Source organism: Streptomyces graminilatus, from assembly GCF_001418565.1.
GTDB lineage: Bacteria > Actinomycetota > Actinomycetes > Streptomycetales > Streptomycetaceae > Streptomyces > Streptomyces graminilatus.
The window spans coordinates 1-16,466 of the sequence record NZ_LIQQ01000303.1 but is presented as its reverse complement, the minus strand read 5'-3'; the positions used below and the strand labels follow the sequence as shown (position 1 = coordinate 16,466).

Here is a 16,466-nt window from a genome sequence, read left to right as displayed (position 1 = left end):
TTGATGCCGTGCCGCGCGGCGAGCCGGCTGACCACGAAGAGGCCGAGCCGGTCGCTGTCGAACAGGTCGAGCGTCTCGGACTGTTCGATACGGCGGTTCGCCTCGGCGAGGGCTTCCTTGCCCATCCCGAGTCCCCGGTCCTCGACCTCCACCGCGTAGCCGTTGCCGACGGGTTCGCCGGTGACGCGCACCCTGGTGTGCGGCGGTGAGAACTGGGCGGCGTTCTCGACGATCTCGGCCAGGAGATGGGTGAGGTCGGCGACGGCGGCGCCGTTGACGGACGCCTCGGGGAACTGACGTACCTCCACGCGCGCGTAGTCCTCCACTTCGGACACGGCGGCGCGGACCACGTTGGTCAGGGAGACCGGCATTCGCCAGGCCCGGCCGGGTGCCGCTCCGGAGAGGATGATCAGACTCTCCGCGTGCCGCCGCATACGAGTGGTGAGGTGGTCGAGCCGGAACAGGTCGCCGAGCTCGTTCGGGTCGTCCGATCTGCGCTCCATGCTGTCCAGGAGGTTCAGTTGGCGGTGTACGAGGACCTGGCTGCGCCGTGCGAGGTTGACGAAGACACCGGAGATTCCGCTGGCCAGTTCGGCGCGTTCCACGGCGGCGCGCAGGGCGGCGCGGTGCACGGTGCCCAGGGCCTCCGCCACCTGCTCGGTCTCGTCCTCGGCGGGCGGTCCTGGGGGTGCCTCGGCGCGGATGTCGATCTCCTCCCCCGCGCGCAGCCTCCGCATGGCCTGCGGAAGTTTGTGGCGGGCGATCTCCAGGGCGGTGTTGCGCAGACTCACCAGCTCGACGACGAGGCCGCGTCCGATGCGTACGGAGATCACCAGGGACGCGACGACGGATGCGAGGCCGAACAGCACCGCGGCGCCGGCCGGGGTGAGCAGGCCCCGGGTGAAGGGGTCGGCCCGGTCGGCGACGTCGTGTCCCGCGTCCGCCTCGACGGCCCGCAGATCACCCTGCACGCGTGCGTGTGCCTGGGTCCAGGTGGCTTCGGGTGCGGCCTCGATCGCCCTGGCTCCCGGTCGGGCGCCGAGCACCTTGTCCTCGACGGCGGCCACTGTGGCGTACGGGGTGCCCGCCGCGACGTTCCGCCAGGCGGCGCCTTCCTGCCCGCGCAGGTCGGGGGCGGCGGTTTCCAGGAGGGTGCGCCGGGTCGCGACGGCGCCGGCGAACAGGCGCAGCCGCGGTCCGTCGAGGCGCCCGGCGAGCCGCGCCCCTGCGAGAACGGTGTCCTCCTGGGCCAAGGCCTCTCCCGCGCGGGAGAATTCGAGCAGTACGCGCGCGTCGGAGCCGAGTTCGGCGTCCTGGATGCCGGTGAGCGCGCCGTCCACGGCGAAGGCCGCCGCGATGCTCCTGGTGTACCGCTCGTACGTCTCGGACCATCCGGTACGGCGGTCGCGTACCGAGGTCCGCAGGGTGCGCAGTTGTTCGACGTCGGCGACGAAGGTCTCCAGGCGTTCCGCGACTCCGGCGGGCAGTTCCTCGGCGTCGGCGACGGTGTGACCGGCGCCGAGGCGCAGCTTCGCCACGGTCCGGTCGGTGCGCTCGCCCAGCGTTCCGAGGTCGCTGTCGGGGACGGCCGCCGGATCGGTGGCACGACATACGGCGGCCGTGCGTTCGGCCTGGAGCGCGGCGACGGCTGCGGCCACCGGTGCGCGCACCTGGGAGTCGACGCGCTGCAACTGCCGCAGCCGGGCGACGTCCTGGGTCGTGGTGACGGTGGCGTACGCCCACAGCGCGAGCAGGGAGACGACCGGCACCATCAGGAGGCAGACGATCTTGGCCCGGACGGTTCCCGGCCGCAGGTGCCGGCGTCCCGCGCGCGTAGGCACCTCTTCGGGCAGCGCGCCGAGGGAGTCCTCGGCACCCTCGTCGGCCGGCGGACCGGCGTGCGCGCGGCGTCCGCGCACCGGGGGCGGGGGCGCCGTCCCGGCGCCGGGTATCGGGGTCCTACGGGGTGTGCGCATGGCCTCCTCGCCGGTGGTGGGGTGGTGCGGGGGTGTGCCCGTGGTGTCTCCGGCCTTGTGCGTGCGCCTAGCGGGCGGCGACGGTGTCGGCCGGTCGCTGGGCGGACGCGGATGCCTCGCGTTCCCCGGCCGTCGGCGACAGGGCGACGAACGCCGAGGTCAGGAAGAGGTAGGACCCGAGGCCGACGGCGAGGGGGAAGATGAACTGCATCGCCGTGGCCCCGGGCAGCGTCTCGCCGGAGGGGGTGACACTCACGCGCACCGCGAACATCCCGGTGTAGTGCATGCTGCTGACGGCCGCCCCCATGACGAGTGAGGCGACGGTCACCGCGACCGGCGACTTGATGTTCAGGGCCGCCCACAGGGCCGCGGTGGCCGCGACGACGGCGATCGCCACGGAGAGCGCGACAAGCACGGGGTCGTACGTCACGTGACCGTGCAGCCGTACGGCGGCCATGCCGAGGTAGTGCATGCTCGCCACACCCAGCCCGGTGGTGAGTCCGCCGACGAAGAGCGCGCGGGCGCGGTCGCGGCCGTAGCCGACGGCGAAGACCCCGGCGGAGACGACGGCCATGGCGACGAGCAGGCTGAGGATGGTCAGCGGCACGTCGTAGCGGATCTCGATGCCACCGACACCGAAGCCGAGCATGGCCACGAAGTGCATGGTCCAGATGCCGGTGCCGATTGCTGAGGCCGCGGTGACGAGCCAGTTGCGGCGCGAGCGGCCGGTCGCGCCGAGCGCGCGGACGGTGCAGCGCAGTCCGAGGGCGGCGCCCATGCAGGCCATCACGTATGACAGTGCGGGGGTCAGCCAGCCGAAGGTGGCGTGGTCCAGGTGTCCCATGACCACGGGACGCTAGTGGGGGCACGGGAGCACGCAGGGGGCGCGTTTCGAAAGGTATTGAAATATGACAGGGAAATGCGCCTGAACGATCGCTACCCGTTCGAACGTGTGCGCCGTGGGGTACTTCTCGTCCGTGCGGGATCATGCGGAACATGAGCGACGACCGCACACACGTCCAGGAGTTCTTCGCCGCCCGCGCGGCCGACTGGGACAGCAGGTTCCCGGACGACGGGCCCGCCTACGCCGCCGCGGTCGCCGAGTTGCGGCTGCGCGAGGGGGACCGCGTGCTGGACGCCGGCTGTGGCACCGGGCGGGCCCTGGCACCGCTTCGTGCCGCCGTGGGGCCTTCGGGAGTGGTCCTGGGGGCGGATCTCACCCCGGCCATGCTGGAGGCCGCGGTACGAGCCGGGCGGGGCCTCGACGGGCAGTTGCTGCTGGCCGACGCCGCCGCCCTTCCGCTGCGTTCGGAGTCCCTCGACGCCGTGTTCGCGGCGGGCCTGATCGCGCATCTGCCGCGTCCCGGCGAGAATCTGCGGGAACTCGCGCGTGTGGTGCGCCCCGGCGGCACCCTGGCACTGTTCCACCCGATCGGCAGGGCCGCTCTGGCAGCCCGGCAAGGCCGTCGGATCACCCCGGAGGATCTGCGCGCGGAGGGCCGTCTCGGTCCACTGCTGGCCGGTTCCGGGTGGCACATGACGAGCTATGTGGACGAGGACGCACGGTTTCTGGCGCTGGCCGTGCGACCTGTCTGACCCGGACGGCACCCGGCGCGCAGGGTGCGCACCGCCCATGCCCTCTTCTGCCGCCGGAACTCCGTCTCTACGTTGGACAGCGGCAGACGAAAGATCAACGGTGGCAAGCACACAGGGGGAAGGTGGTCCGCGTGTTCGGCGGTATCCGTGAATCGTTCACCGGTTTTCTCCGTTCCTGGCGCTCGGAGGCGGGCGCGGGCCGGGAGAAGCGCACACACAATCTCTTCGAGGCCGCCGCCGTGTACGTGTCGGCCTGCGCGGAGGACGACCAGGACCGGATGGACGAGGCCGTGGGCTGGGTGTCGCCCGAGGCGCTGTCGTTCGGGGTGAACGAGCTGGCGTGCCGGGCCGTCATCGCCCTGGCCAGGGAGCGCGACCAGTCGCCGCGGACGGTCGCCCGGGAACTCCTCGGGCTGCCGACGACCTGACCGAAGCGGGTACATCTGGTCGATTCCCCCCTGTCCGCCAGGAAAACAGCAGCTCCGGGCGGGGCGGGAGTCGTGACAGCGGCCCGCCGGGCGGATTAGGGTGCGCGCCGATGGACGAACAGATGGGGAGACTGGGATGGCAGAGACGGACGAGGGAGCCGTCGCCACCGCGGACGACGCGCTCTATGTGCTCACGGCGGCGCTGCTGACGCCCGCGCAGTTCCCGAGCGTGCTGGGTGACGACTATCCGGAGGCCTGTGCGGCGCTCGACCTCGCGCCGCTCGCCGACGGGTACGGGCTGGTGATCGGCCAGGACGGCGACGGCGCGCGGTGGACGGTGATCATCGACGACGTCTCGCTCGTCGCGGTCGCGATCGCGTCGTGGGACTGCGGCATGGAGTACGACCTGTCGCCCGAGGAGGACACGGTTGTCGCGGCCCTGCCCGGCTGGCCCCTGGCTGTCGCCGTCGCGGCTCCCGATGTGCCCGCCCCGCACGATCCGGGCCCCGAACTCACGGACCGGCCCCCGCTCGCTCCGCCGGACACCACGACGTGGGGCCCGGCACAGCGGCGACTGGGCGCCGACGAGATCGCGCGCCAATGGGCGACCTGGCGGGAGCAGCTCAGCGACGACGACTTCGCCCCTCCGGCCGAGGCCGGCCGGGCAGGGGCGCCCGAGGGCGAACCGGGCCGGGCGGGGGCGGCCCCGGACCGGGCTGCGGGCCGGGCTGCCGGCACCACCGAGCCGGCCGAGGATGCCACAGCCCTGACGGAGGACACCCCGGGCCGGGCCGAAGGCCCCGTGAACCGGTCCCGGGTCGGCGTCCGGCGCGTCCTCGCCGAGGCACGCTCATACGTGGACACCCCTCCGCCTCTCGGCCGTGTCCGCTCCTCCTTCGCTCCGGGTGACGCGCGGACACTGCGCGCCGACGGCCCCGGCTGGTCGTTGGTGGCCAGGACCGACGACATCGCCTTCGTCCTCCTCGACGACGAGCCCGGCGAGGTGCTGCCGGTGGGCCGGGGCCCGGAGCTGCCCGGTCTCCTCGAAGCGCTCGACAGGATGGCCGTACGCCCCAGTTGAGCCCCGTCGGCCGACACCGCCCGGACGTCCTTGATCCCGGGCGGTGTTCGGCCCGCCGAGGGCCACGCGGGGTGTCAGCCCGAATGCGGCACGCGCGGCACCGGGAGGCGCCCGCTCAGTGGCCGATCTCCTTGCGTGTGACGCGGCGCAGCCTGCGCCGCTGTGCGGGGTCCAGCGCGAGATAGGCGGCAGCCGGAACTCCCAGCACTATCAGCAGCGCGGCCCACCAGGGCAGCCAGATCCACAGGAGGATCCCGGCTGCCACGCCTCCTGCGGCGATCTTCGCGTTCCTCGACATGAGTGTCGCCTCCTTCGCGGCCAGTGCCGCTCTCTGCCAGGAAAAACGGCTCCGCGCCGCCCACGGTTCCGGACCGCGACCCTGAGCCGCCCCTGAGACTCGACCCCTACTCGACCCTGAGGAGCTCTGCCACCTCGTCCACCTCACGCATGCGCCGCAGGGCTTTCCGGATACGAAGTGGCCACCACTGCCCGCCCGCAGCGTCACCGCCGGAAAGCCGACAACACTCCCTGGAAAGGTAACCCAGGTCACACCTCGGCGGCACCGGGCGGCGACTCGGAGTGCTGTAGCCTCAGCGATTCGAACTCGACTAGTCAAATTTGAGGAATGCGTATCGCTGTGCAGAGTATTCCCGCGACAACCCCCTCCGAGATCTCCGAACTGGCCCGCTGCTGTGCCGTGTTCGTGCCCGGCGATCCGGCCCGCACCGGCCTGGTCGCGTTCTGGCGGCCCGACGGCGACGCGCCGCCCGCCGTCGCCGCCGGAACCACCGACGACCTGACCGTGGTCCTGCCGGGCGACCAGGGTGCCGAACGGACACAGGTGACCGCCGTGCTGCTCCCGGTGCGTGCGGCGTTGCCGGTCCTCACGCGCGCGCGTGGGACCGCGCAGAGCCACCGGGCGACGGCGTTCTGGGGCACGGCCGCCGTTCTGGCCCTGCAACTGGTCGCGCGCGGACTGCTGTTGCCCGGGCTTTCCGCCGCGGACCACGACGCCTGGCGGGCCGGACCGCTCGGCCCGGCCGATGTGGAGCGCGTCCGTGAACTCGCCGCCGCGATGCCCCCGGAGGCACATGCCGTGCCCTTGGAGAGCACGGAACCGCCACGGCTGCCCGACCCCGAGCGGCTGGTGCGCGCCTTCCTGGACGCCGTGGCCGACACGCTCCCCCGCTCCCCCGCCGCCTCACTCGCCACGGGCGGGGCCGCCTACGCGGCGCGGGAACCGCAGCACATGCCGGAGCAGCGCGCGTGGGCGGCCGAGGTAGCCGCCGGTCAGGACGCGGGCGTACGGATCTCGCTACGGGTGGAGGTACCGGGGGCGGGCCTGGCGTCGGTGCCGGACGGGACCGGCCCGCTGTTCCGGGCCGTGCTCCAGGTCCACAGTGTGAGCGGGCCCGGACTCGTGGCGGACGCGGTCGGCGTGTGGGCCCCGGCCGGTACCACCGGGCGCATGTTCGGTCCACGCGCGCGCGTGGACGCACTGCTCGCGCTGCGCCGCGCGGTCCGGACCTGGCCGCCGCTCGCTCCCCTGCTCTCGGCGGCCGTACCGGACGCCGTCGAACTGGCCGAGGAGGAGATCGCCGAGCTGCTCGGGGAAGGCGCCCGCGCCCTGTCCGCCGCCGGGGTCGAGGTGCACTGGCCTAGGGAGCTGGTCCGCGAGCTGACCACCCACGCGGTCGTCGGCCCACCCGACGAGGACGCGGGGCCCGGGAAGGTCTCGTCGGACGCGCCGTCGTTCCTGTCCGCCGACGCGCTCCTCGCCTTCAACTGGCGGTTCGCACTGGGCGACCAGCAGCTCACGCGCGAGGAACTGGACCAGCTCGCCGAGGCGAACCGCCCCTTGGTGCGGCTACGTGACCAGTGGGTCCTCGTCGACCCTCAGGAAGTACACCGCGCCCAGGCACAGCAGGACCGCAAGATCACTCCCGTCGATGCCCTCGGCGCCGCACTGACGGGCTCCACGGAGGTCGACGGCCGCCCGGTCGAGGTACGGCCCACCGGGTGGCTGGCGGCACTGCGGGACCGTATCTCGGACCCCGACACACAGGACCCGGTCGGTCAGCCGGCCGCACTCGCCGCCACACTGCGCGACTACCAGCTGCGGGGCCTCGACTGGCTGGTCCGGATGACGTCCCTGGGTCTCGGCTGCTGCCTGGCCGACGACATGGGCCTGGGCAAGACGATCACACTGATCGCGTTGCACCTGCACCGGCAGACCGACGCGTCGGCGGCGGGGCCCACTCTCGTGGTGTGTCCGACCTCCCTGATGGGCAACTGGCAGCGTGAGATCGAACGATTCGCGCCCGGTACGCCGGTAAGCCGCTTCCACGGGTCGCGGCGCGGCCTGGAGGCCCTGGCCGAGGGCGAGTTCGTGCTCACCACCTACGGCACCATGCGCCTGGACGCGCGGCGGCTGGCCCAGGTGCCGTGGGGCATGGTCGTGGCTGACGAGGCACAGCACGTCAAGAACCCGTACTCGGAGACGGCCCGGGAGTTGCGTTCCATCGGCGCACGCGCACGCGTGGCGCTCACCGGCACCCCGGTGGAGAACAACCTGTCGGAGCTGTGGGCGATCCTCGACTGGACGACCCCGGGACTGCTGGGTCGGCTCGGCACCTTCCGGTCGCGGTACGCGCAGTCCGTCGAGGGCGGTCAGGATCCGGCCGCCGCCGAGCGTATGGCCCGGCTCGTACGCCCATTCCTGCTGCGGCGGCGAAAGTCCGACCCGGGCATCGCTCCCGAGCTGCCGCCGAAGACGGAGACGGACCGTGCCGTGTCGCTCACCAAGGAGCAGGCAGCCCTCTACGAGGCCGTGGTGCGGGAGACGCTCGCGGAGATCTCCGGCGCCGACGACATGGTGCGGCGCGGGCTGATCGTGAAGTTGCTGACGGGCCTGAAGCAGATCTGCAACCATCCGGCGCAGTTCCTCAAGGAGGACCGGCCGAGGATCGCGAGACGCTCCGGGAAACTGGAACTGCTGGACGAGTTGCTCGACACCATCCTCTCCGAGGGAGCGAGCGTCCTGGTCTTCACCCAGTACGTGCGGATGGCACGGCTCCTGGAACGACATCTGGCGGCACGCGGCGTGCCCACGCTGTTTCTCCACGGCGGCACGCCCGTCGCGGAACGCGAGGCGATGGTCGAGCGTTTCCAGGAGGGTGAGGTACCCGTCTTCCTGCTGTCGTTGAAGGCCGCCGGCACCGGACTCAACCTGACCAGGGCCGAGCACGTCGTGCACTACGACCGCTGGTGGAACCCGGCGGTCGAGGCCCAGGCCACGGACCGCGCGTACCGCATCGGGCAGAGCCGCCCCGTGCAGGTGCACCGGCTGATCGCCGAGGGCACGATCGAGGACCGCATCGCCGAGATGCTGAACCGCAAGCGGGCCCTGGCCGACTCGGTGCTCGGCTCCGGCGAGGCCGCGCTCACGGAACTCACGGACACCGAACTGGCCGACCTGGTGCGACTGCGAGGGGGCGCGCGATGAACCAGCACAGCATTGACCGGCGGCACGACCAGTACGACGACAGCCGCCGCAACGGGCACGAGTACGACGAGTACAACGAGTACAACGGGGACGCGCGCCAGGGGGACGACCACGACGGCGAGGTGTACGAGCGTGACGCGTACGAGAGCGACGCGTACGGAGCCGGCGCGGAGCGCACCTTCACCGCGCCGCCTCCCCCACAAGGGCGCGGTTTCGCGGAGACGTGGTGGGGGCGCGCCTGGCTGAAGTCGCTGGAGGACACGGCGCTGGACTCCGAACAGGTACGGGCGGGACGCCGGCTCGCGCGGGCCGGAGCCGTGGGCGCCGTGTCGGTGCGCCCGGGACGTATCACCGCCGTCGTCCAGGACCCCGACCGCACCACGCACCGATCCGACGTCCTGCTTCAGGAACTGTCCGAGGAACAGTGGGACCGGTTCCTGGACGTGACGGTCGAGCGGGCCGGTCACATCGCGGCCCTGCTGGACCGGGACATGCCCCCGCACCTGGTGGAGGACTCCGCTGCCGCCGGAGTCGAACTCCTGCCCGGTATGGGCGATCTGGAACCGGAGTGCGACTGCGGCGCCTGGGACCACTGCGGTCATACGGCCGCTCTCTGCTACCAGGTGGCCCGGCTGCTGGACCAGGACCCCTTCGTCCTGCTGCTGATGCGGGGACGCGGTGAGCGTGCCCTGCTGGACGCCGTGCAAAGCCGTGGCACCGTATCCGCCGACGGGTCCGGCGGGCCGGAGGGCGTGGACGCGGCCGAGGCGTACGCAGCCGGGGACATCCTCCCCGCACTGCCTGCCCTGCCCCCGCTCCCCGATGCGCCCGGCACACCACCGACCCTGGACACCGACGTCCCGCCCGTGCCCGGAGTGGACCCCGGCGCACTGGAGTTCCTGGCCGCGCGGACAGCCGTGGACGCGCGTCGGCTGCTTGCCGAGGCACTGGAGGCCAGTCATGGACAGCGGCCGGTCGAGGCGGAGTTGACGATGGCTCAGGACGCGGTCCGGCTGGGCGCGGGCAACCCTTCAGGGGCCGTTTCGGACCGGCTCGCGGAAGGGTCGGGGCGCGACCGGGAGCAGTTGGCGTCGGCCGTTCGTGCCTGGCGGTTCGGTGGCCCGGGGGCGTTGTCGGTCCTGGAGGAGGAGTGGACGGTCGGGGGCGAAACGCTCGCACGCGCGCGTGCCGCGCTCGACTCGGCCTGGGACGAGGACCGGCGGCCGGTGCTGCGGGCCGCACGCAACCGGTGGACGGTGGTGGGCGCGGACAGTCAACTGCGCCTGGGACGTGACGGCCGCTGGTGGCCGTACCGGAGGCAGAACGGCCGCTGGCTGCCCGCCGGACAGGCGGCCCAGGACCCGGGGACCGCGCTGGCCGCGATGGAGTACATAGCGGTCGAGGAGCCCCTTTAGAAGCTTGCGAAGGAAACGCGAGTGCGGGGTCGGAGGCCGCTCGCCCCGCCGATCCCCACCGGGGCACGGAACCGCCCGGAACCGGCAGAACCCGGCAAGGCGAGCGGCACGTACGCGTGGACCGCGATCCGGCGGGGCGTCAGGTCAGTGGCGCGGTGTATTTCGGGGTGCCGGAGCAGCGGAGGCGCCGTCCTCCAGGACGGCGCCCATTTCGCAACGGCCTTCAGGCACGGCCGCCTTCATGACTCGGCGTCGCCGGATTCCCGTATGCGCGCTCAGTCACCGGACAGCGGGACTAGCGACGCCAGGTCGCTCGGGAACTCGCTCGGCAGGTCGGTGGGGAACTCGGAGGGAAGTTCGGTGGGGAGCCCGGACGGCAGCGTGGGCAGGTTGGTGGGGAGCCTGGTGGGCAGTTCGGTCGGGATGCCGAACGACGGCTCGGGGCTTCGGCTCGGGCTCCCGCTGTTACCGGGCGGGTTCTTGTCCGGGTGGTCGTCGCCACCGGAGAGCATGAGCACCACCGCGACAACGGCTCCGACGGCGACGAGCGCCACGAGCAGGATGAACAGCGGGCCCGGACGCCTGCCGGGGTCCCGGTGGCCGCCCTGGCCGCCGGGCGGTTCGGGCGGCATCGGCGGCAACCAGCCTCCGCCGCCCTGCCTGTTGCCTTCGTGGGGAGGGCCGTAGCCGCCCCCGGCGGGCGGGCCGAAGCCACCGGGAGGCGGACCGAAACCACCGCCCGGAGGCGGACTGTCTCCCGGTGGCCCGGGCGGCTGAGGCGGTACGGGTGGCATGGCCATACCGTCAAGACTCGCCGCGAACCGGTCAGCACGCGACCCCCACACGGAAGTTGATACGGGCTCATGCCATGGACCGCATGATTCCGTAGAAATCCACGCCGGACCCGGTCGCAGTAGATCAAGGAGATAAAGGAGATCAACCGGAGCGCGGTTGTACGCGCCGGCGGCAGGGGACGCCCGTCGATGGACAGGCGTCCCCGGCCCGCGACTCAGCCGCGCGCGCCCAGCAGGTGGTCCATGGCCAGCTGGTCGAGCTGCTCGAAGGCCATCCCGCGCGCGGCGGCGGCCTCCACATCGAACTCCTCGAAGGCCGAGCTGTCCGCGAGCAGGCCCGCCAGACCGTCCGCCGCCGTCTGCTGCGCCAGCTCGTCCAGACGCGAGGCACGCAGAGCCGCCTGGACCTCCGGGTCGGCGCGGAAGGCGAGGGCACGCTCCTTCAGCATGAGGTAGTTGCGCATGCAGCCGGCCGCAGACGCCCACACACCGTCGATGTCCTCGGTCCGCGGCGGCTTGAAGTCGAAGTGCTTCGGGCCCGCGTAACCGGCGCTCTCCAGGAGGTCGACCAGCCAGAAGGCGGAACGCAGGTCCCCGGCGCCGAAGCGCAGGTCCTGGTCGTACTTGATGCCGGACTGGCCGTTGAGGTCGATGTGGAAGAGCTTGCCCGCCCACAGGGCCTGGGCGATGCCGTGCGCGAAGTTCAGCCCGGCCATCTGCTCGTGGCCGACCTCGGGGTTCACGCCGTACATCTCCGGGCGCTCCAGGCGCTCGATGAAGGCCAGGGCGTGGCCGACCGTCGGCAGCAGGATGTCGCCGCGCGGCTCGTTCGGCTTGGGCTCGATGGCGAACTTCAGGTCGTAGCCCTGGGAGACGACGTACTCGCCGAGGAGGTCGAAGGCCTCCTTCATCCGGTCGAGGGCGACGCGCACGTCCTTGGCGGCGCCGGACTCGGCGCCTTCCCGGCCGCCCCAGGCGACGTAGGTCTCGGCGCCCAGCTCGGCCGCCAGGTCGATGTTGCGGATCGTCTTGCGCAGCGCGTAGCGGCGCACGTCACGGTCGTTGGCGGTGAACGCGCCGTCCTTGAAGACGGGGTGGGTGAAGAGGTTGGTGGTGGCCATCGGTACGCGCATGCCGGTCGCGTCGAGGGCCTGGCGGAAGCGCTTGATGTGCGACTCGCGCTCGGTGTCCGAGGACCCGAAGGGGATCAGGTCGTCGTCGTGGAAGGTCACTCCGTGGGCGCCGAGCTCGGACAGGCGCTGCACCGTCTCGACCGGGTCGAGCGCCGGGCGGGTGGCGTCACCGAAGGGGTCACGTCCCTGCCAGCCGACGGTCCACAGACCGAAGGTGAACCTGTCCTCGGGGGTGGGCTGATAGCTCATGCTGCGGCTCCTCGCTGCTCCGACTATTTCGTCATGGCGGTTTACAAATTAGTATGCAGGAACATCTCTGGGAAGAGACAACGTGTCCCTGAGCAGAGACTGAGGGTGGGAACGGGTCGCCGCGACCCGGACAGGCACCGGAAAACAGCAGGCCAGATCCCCGCGGAGCCGCGGAAGAGGGAGAGCTCGATGTCAGCAGCCGAGGGTCCGCTCGTTGTCGGCGTGGACACGTCGACCCAGTCCACCAAGGCGCTGGTCGTCGACGCGGCCACCGGCCAGGTCGTGGCGAGCGGCCAGGCATCGCACACCGTGACCACCGGGGCGGGCCGTGAGAGCGACCCGCGGCAGTGGTGGAACGCCCTGCACGAGGCACTGAGCCAATGCGGTGACGCGGCCCGCGAGGCCGCCGCCGTGTCGATCGGCGGCCAGCAGCACGGGCTCGTCACCCTGGACGCCCAGGGTGAGCCGGTCCGTCCGGCGATGCTGTGGAACGACGTACGCTCCGCGCCGCAGGCCCGCCGACTCGTCGAGGAACTGGGCGGCGCGAAGGCCTGGGCGGAGCGCACCGGAAGTGTGCCGGGGGCCTCCTTCACGGTCACGAAGTGGGCCTGGCTGGCGGAGCACGAGCCGGAGGCGCTGCGCGCCGTCAAGGCCGTACGTCTCCCCCACGACTACCTCACCGAGCGCCTCACCGGCCAGGGCACCACCGACCGCGGCGACGCCTCGGGCACGGGCTGGTGGGCGTCCGGGACGGAGGCGTACGACGCGGAGGTGCTCGCCCATGTGGGGCTCGACCCCGCACTGCTGCCCCGGGTGGTCCGGCCGGGCGAGGTGGCCGGGACCGTCCGCGACAGCCATGACCTGCCCTTCTCCAAGGGCACCCTGGTCGCCGCCGGCACCGGGGACAACGCCGCCGCCGCGCTGGGCCTCGGGCTGCGCCCGGGCGCTCCGGTACTGAGCCTCGGCACGTCGGGCACGGTGTACGCGGTCTCGACGCACCGGCCCGCCGACCCGACCGGCACCGTCGCGGGCTTCGCCGACGCGCGCGGCGACTGGCTGCCGCTGGCCTGCACCCTCAACTGCACGCTCGCCGTCGACCGCGTCGCGGCCCTGCTCGGCCTGGACCGCGAGGCCGTCGAACCCGGTGCGGCCGTCACCCTCCTGCCCTACCTGGACGGCGAGCGCACCCCCGACCTGCCGGGCGCCTCGGGGCTGCTGCACGGGCTGCGCCATGACACGACCGGCGGCCAACTGCTCCAGGCCGCGTACGACGGGGCGGTGCACTCGCTGCTCGGCGCCCTCGATCTGGTGCTCGACGCGGACGCGGACCGCTCGGTGCCGCTCCTGCTGATCGGCGGCGGCGCGCGCGGCAGGGCGTGGCAGGAAACCGTACGGCGGCTGTCCGGGCGGCCCGTCCAGGTGCCCGAGGCCAAGGAACTGGTCGCGCTCGGCGCCGCGGCGCAGGCGGCGGGCCTGCTGACCGGCGAGGATCCGGCCGCGGTGGCCCGCCGCTGGGACACGGCCCGGGGTCCGGTCCTGGACGCGGTGGAGCGGGACCAGGCGACGCTGGACCGGATCTCCGGGGTACTGTCCGACGCGTCGCCGCTGCTGGAGCGGGGGACGGACGCCGTCTGACGGCCCACGGGACGAAGACGAGCCGACGGAGCCGGACAGGCGTCCGCCGAAGGACACCGACGTACATATGTCCGTCCGCGCGAACGCCGGCTCACCGACACCGACCGAGGACTCACGGAGGCATGAGCGCACCGCTGCACGAGGCCCTTCCGCCCGGCGCCGCCGCGAGGCTGCCCGACACCCAGCAGGGCATGCGCCGCCGCAACCTCGCGCGCGTGATGCACAGCGTCAGCGCCGAGGGGCCGCTCTCGCGTGCCGCGGTCGCCTCGCGCATCGGGCTCACCCGTGCGGCGGTGTCGACGCTGGTGGACGAGCTGATCCGCTCGGGGCTGCTCGAAGAGCTGGGCCCCGAGCGGCCCGGCCGGGTCGGGCGCCCCGGGTCGGCGCTGGCCGTGAGCGGGCGTGGTCCGGCCGGGATCGGCGCGGAGGTCGGTGTCGACCATCTCGCGGTCTGCGCGGTCGACCTGCGCGGCCAGGTGCGGGCGCGCGCCGTGCGACACGGCACCAACCGCGAGCGCTCCGCCGAACCGGTGATCGAGGAACTCACCGGGTTGGTGCGCGAAGTGATCGCCAAGGTCGAGCGTGAGGGCCTGTGGCCGGCCGGCCTCACGGTCGCCGTGCCCGGGCTCGTGGCCCGCGACGGGCGTACGGTCGTCCGCGCCCCCAACCTCGACTGGCACGACACTGATCTCGGCGCGCTGCTGCCCGCCGGGTTCCCGTTGACCGTGGACAACGAGGCCAACCTCGGCGCACTGGCGGAACTCTGGCTCGGAGACGCCACTCCGCCCGACTTCCTGCATGTGTCCGCCGAGATCGGCATCGGCGCGGCGGTGGTCGTGGACGGACGGCTGCTGCGTGGAACGCGGGGATTCGCGGGCGAGTTGGGGCATGTGCCGGTCTATCCGGAAGGCCCGGAGTGCGCGTGCGGCGGGCGCGGGTGCCTGGAGCAGTACGCGGGTGAGGAGGCGGTCCTGCGGGCGGCGGGGGTCGAGCCGGGCGAGGACCGCGTCGGGCTGCTCGCGGAGCGCGCCGCCCGGGGCGACACGGACGTACGACGGGCCCTGGACGAGGCCGGTACGGCACTCGGTATCGCGCTGACCGGGGCGGTCAATCTGCTTGACCCCGAGATCGTCGTCCTCGGCGGTGCCCTGTCCGGGCTCGCGCCATGGCTGCTGCCGTCGCTGGAGAAGGAACTCGCCCGGCGCACGGCGGGGCCCGCCTGCGCGGTGTCGGTGTCACGGCTGGGCCCCGAGGGCCCGCTGCTGGGCGCCGCGCACTCGGTGGTGCGGGCGGTACTGGACGATCCCGGGGCGGTCGCGGAGCGGGCCTGAACGGGACGGGGCTGGATGGATTTGGGCTGCCCCTGACCGGCCCCGTCCTGCTTCGACTGCCTCGACTGCCTGCGACCGGCTTCGATCCGCCGTGCAGCGGGCCTCCGTCACTCGCCGGAGTGGCCGAGTTGTCCACAATCAGTCGGTTGTCCACCGGAAATCATGGGGCCTTCCTGCCCGGCCGGGCAGCGCCGTAGCGTGAACCATGTGAGACGGAGCCTCGCCAAACGGTTGTCCCCGTCCGACCCCCGAGTGACTATGTCACCAGCCATATCGCCTTCCGGAGGCCCAGTTGACCGATCCGTGGGTGGCCCTGGAGCAGGGAGCCGACCCCGTCGAACGGGGGCGGGTGATGCGCCGCGCGCACGAGACGTTCACCGAGGCGGGAACGGTGACGATGCCGGTGCGTTCCGTGGTGGCGGACTCGTGGAGACGTTCCGCCCGGGCCGGGGTGGGGCCGGACGGCACGGCGAGCGTGGAGCTGGTCGACGGTGACCTCGGCGCCTACCGCGCGGAGCACCCGCTGGCCCGGGTGATGCCCCTGTTCCGTGAACTCATGGGCACCTTCGCCGCCGACAGCGGGCACCTGCTCGCGGTGTGCGACGCGCAAGGCAGGCTGCTGTGGGTCGAGGGGAATCCGAGCACCAGACGGCAGGCGGGGCGGATCAACTTCGTACCGGGGGCGCGCTGGGCGGAGTCGGCGGTCGGTACGAACGCGCCGGGTACGGCGGTCGCCGTGGACCGGCCGGTGCAGGTGTTCGCGGCCGAGCACTTCATCCGGCAGGTGCAGCCGTGGACGTGCGCGGCGGCGCCGGTGCACGATCCGCGCACGGGGCGGGTGCTGGGTGCCGTGGACATCACCGGCCGGGACGGGCTCGCGCATCCGCACAGCCTCGGGTTCGTACAGGCGGTGGCACGGGCCGCCGAGTCCCAACTGGCGCTGCTCGCCCCGGCCGGCCCCGCCGCGGACACGCTCGAACTGACCGCGCTGGGCCGAGACGAGGCGCATCTGCTGGCCGCCGGGCGTACGTTGCGGCTCAGTCGTCGGCACAGCGAGATCCTGGTGCTGCTCGCCCGTCACCCGGAGGGGCTGACCGGGGACGAGTTGCTGTGCGCGCTGTACGAGGACGAGTCGGTGACTCCGGTGACACTGCGCGCCGAGCTGACCCGGCTGCGCCGTGTTCTGGCGCCGGGGTTGCTGGCGTCGCGCCCGTACCGGCTGACGGTGCCCGTGGAGTCGGACATCGGCGTCGTGGAGCGCTCGATCGGGACCGGCGCGGTCACGACGGCGGTGCGGGCGTACGCCGGTCCCGATCGAGCGCT

13 protein-coding genes are annotated in these 16,466 nt (G+C 72.7%); 8 read left to right on the top strand and 5 right to left on the bottom strand.

Features of this window, described 5'->3' with window-relative positions; translation table 11 throughout:
- Both AOK08_RS25085 and AOK08_RS25080 read right to left on the bottom strand, forming a co-directional pair.
- Positions 1–1,976: sensor histidine kinase (locus AOK08_RS25085; protein WP_055530096.1), on the bottom strand; the 1,976-nt coding region annotated here is incomplete at its 3' end.
- A 67-nt stretch (positions 1,977–2,043) separates the two neighbouring features.
- Positions 2,044–2,820 carry an MHYT domain-containing protein gene (locus AOK08_RS25080; protein ID WP_055530088.1) on the bottom strand — a complete coding sequence of 259 codons (777 nt, stop codon included), beginning with the start codon at positions 2,818–2,820 and terminating at the stop codon, positions 2,044–2,046.
- Positions 2,821–2,963: 143 nt separating this feature from the next.
- Between AOK08_RS25080 and AOK08_RS25075 the strand changes: the two genes are divergently transcribed.
- The 3 genes from AOK08_RS25075 (at position 2,964) to AOK08_RS25065 (ending at position 5,081) form a co-directional block, all read left to right on the top strand.
- Positions 2,964–3,572: a class I SAM-dependent methyltransferase gene (locus AOK08_RS25075; RefSeq protein WP_198539389.1), complete on the top strand. Its 609-nt coding sequence runs from the start codon at positions 2,964–2,966 to the stop codon at positions 3,570–3,572.
- 131 nt (positions 3,573–3,703) lie between these two features.
- Complete coding sequence (locus tag AOK08_RS25070; protein WP_055530094.1) at positions 3,704–4,000, top strand: hypothetical protein; 297 nt, start codon at positions 3,704–3,706, stop codon at positions 3,998–4,000.
- Positions 4,001–4,136: 136 nt separating this feature from the next.
- Entirely contained in the window at positions 4,137–5,081 is a 945-nt protein-coding gene (locus AOK08_RS25065) for a hypothetical protein (protein ID WP_055530081.1), read from the top strand.
- A 115-nt stretch (positions 5,082–5,196) separates the two neighbouring features.
- Here AOK08_RS25065 and AOK08_RS25060 read toward each other — a convergent pair whose 3' ends face one another.
- On the bottom strand, positions 5,197–5,379 hold the full coding sequence (locus AOK08_RS25060; RefSeq protein WP_055530079.1) for a hypothetical protein: 183 nt from the start codon (positions 5,377–5,379) through the stop codon (positions 5,197–5,199).
- 339 nt (positions 5,380–5,718) lie between these two features.
- Between AOK08_RS25060 and AOK08_RS25055 the strand changes: the two genes are divergently transcribed.
- Positions 5,719–8,586 (top strand): DEAD/DEAH box helicase, encoded by a 2,868-nt coding sequence (locus tag AOK08_RS25055; RefSeq protein WP_422125771.1) that lies wholly within the window; start codon positions 5,719–5,721, stop codon positions 8,584–8,586.
- Positions 8,583–10,001, top strand: coding sequence for an SWIM zinc finger family protein (locus AOK08_RS25050; protein ID WP_241827079.1), 1,419 nt, complete (start codon positions 8,583–8,585; stop codon positions 9,999–10,001). Before AOK08_RS25055 ends, AOK08_RS25050 begins: the two co-directional genes overlap by 4 nt.
- 275 nt (positions 10,002–10,276) lie before the next feature.
- On the opposite strand, the gene AOK08_RS25045 is transcribed toward AOK08_RS25050, so the two are convergent.
- Positions 10,277–10,633, bottom strand: coding sequence for a hypothetical protein (locus tag AOK08_RS25045; protein WP_241827078.1), 357 nt, complete (start codon positions 10,631–10,633; stop codon positions 10,277–10,279).
- Positions 10,634–11,010: 377 nt separating this feature from the next.
- On the bottom strand, positions 11,011–12,177 hold the full coding sequence (gene xylA / locus AOK08_RS25040; RefSeq protein ID WP_055530075.1) for a xylose isomerase: 1,167 nt from the start codon (positions 12,175–12,177) through the stop codon (positions 11,011–11,013).
- Between the two features lie 189 nt (positions 12,178–12,366).
- On the opposite strand from xylA, the gene xylB reads away from it, so the two are divergent.
- The 3 genes from xylB to AOK08_RS25025 form a co-directional block, all read left to right on the top strand.
- Positions 12,367–13,812: a xylulokinase gene (gene xylB, locus AOK08_RS25035; protein WP_055530073.1), complete on the top strand. Its 1,446-nt coding sequence runs from the start codon at positions 12,367–12,369 to the stop codon at positions 13,810–13,812.
- A 122-nt stretch (positions 13,813–13,934) separates the two neighbouring features.
- Positions 13,935–15,143, top strand: a complete 1,209-nt coding sequence (locus tag AOK08_RS25030) for an ROK family transcriptional regulator (RefSeq protein ID WP_055530071.1) — start codon at positions 13,935–13,937, stop codon at positions 15,141–15,143.
- Positions 15,144–15,435: 292 nt separating this feature from the next.
- On the top strand, positions 15,436–16,466 hold a 1,031-nt coding region (locus AOK08_RS25025), incomplete at its 3' end, for a GAF domain-containing protein (RefSeq protein WP_055530069.1).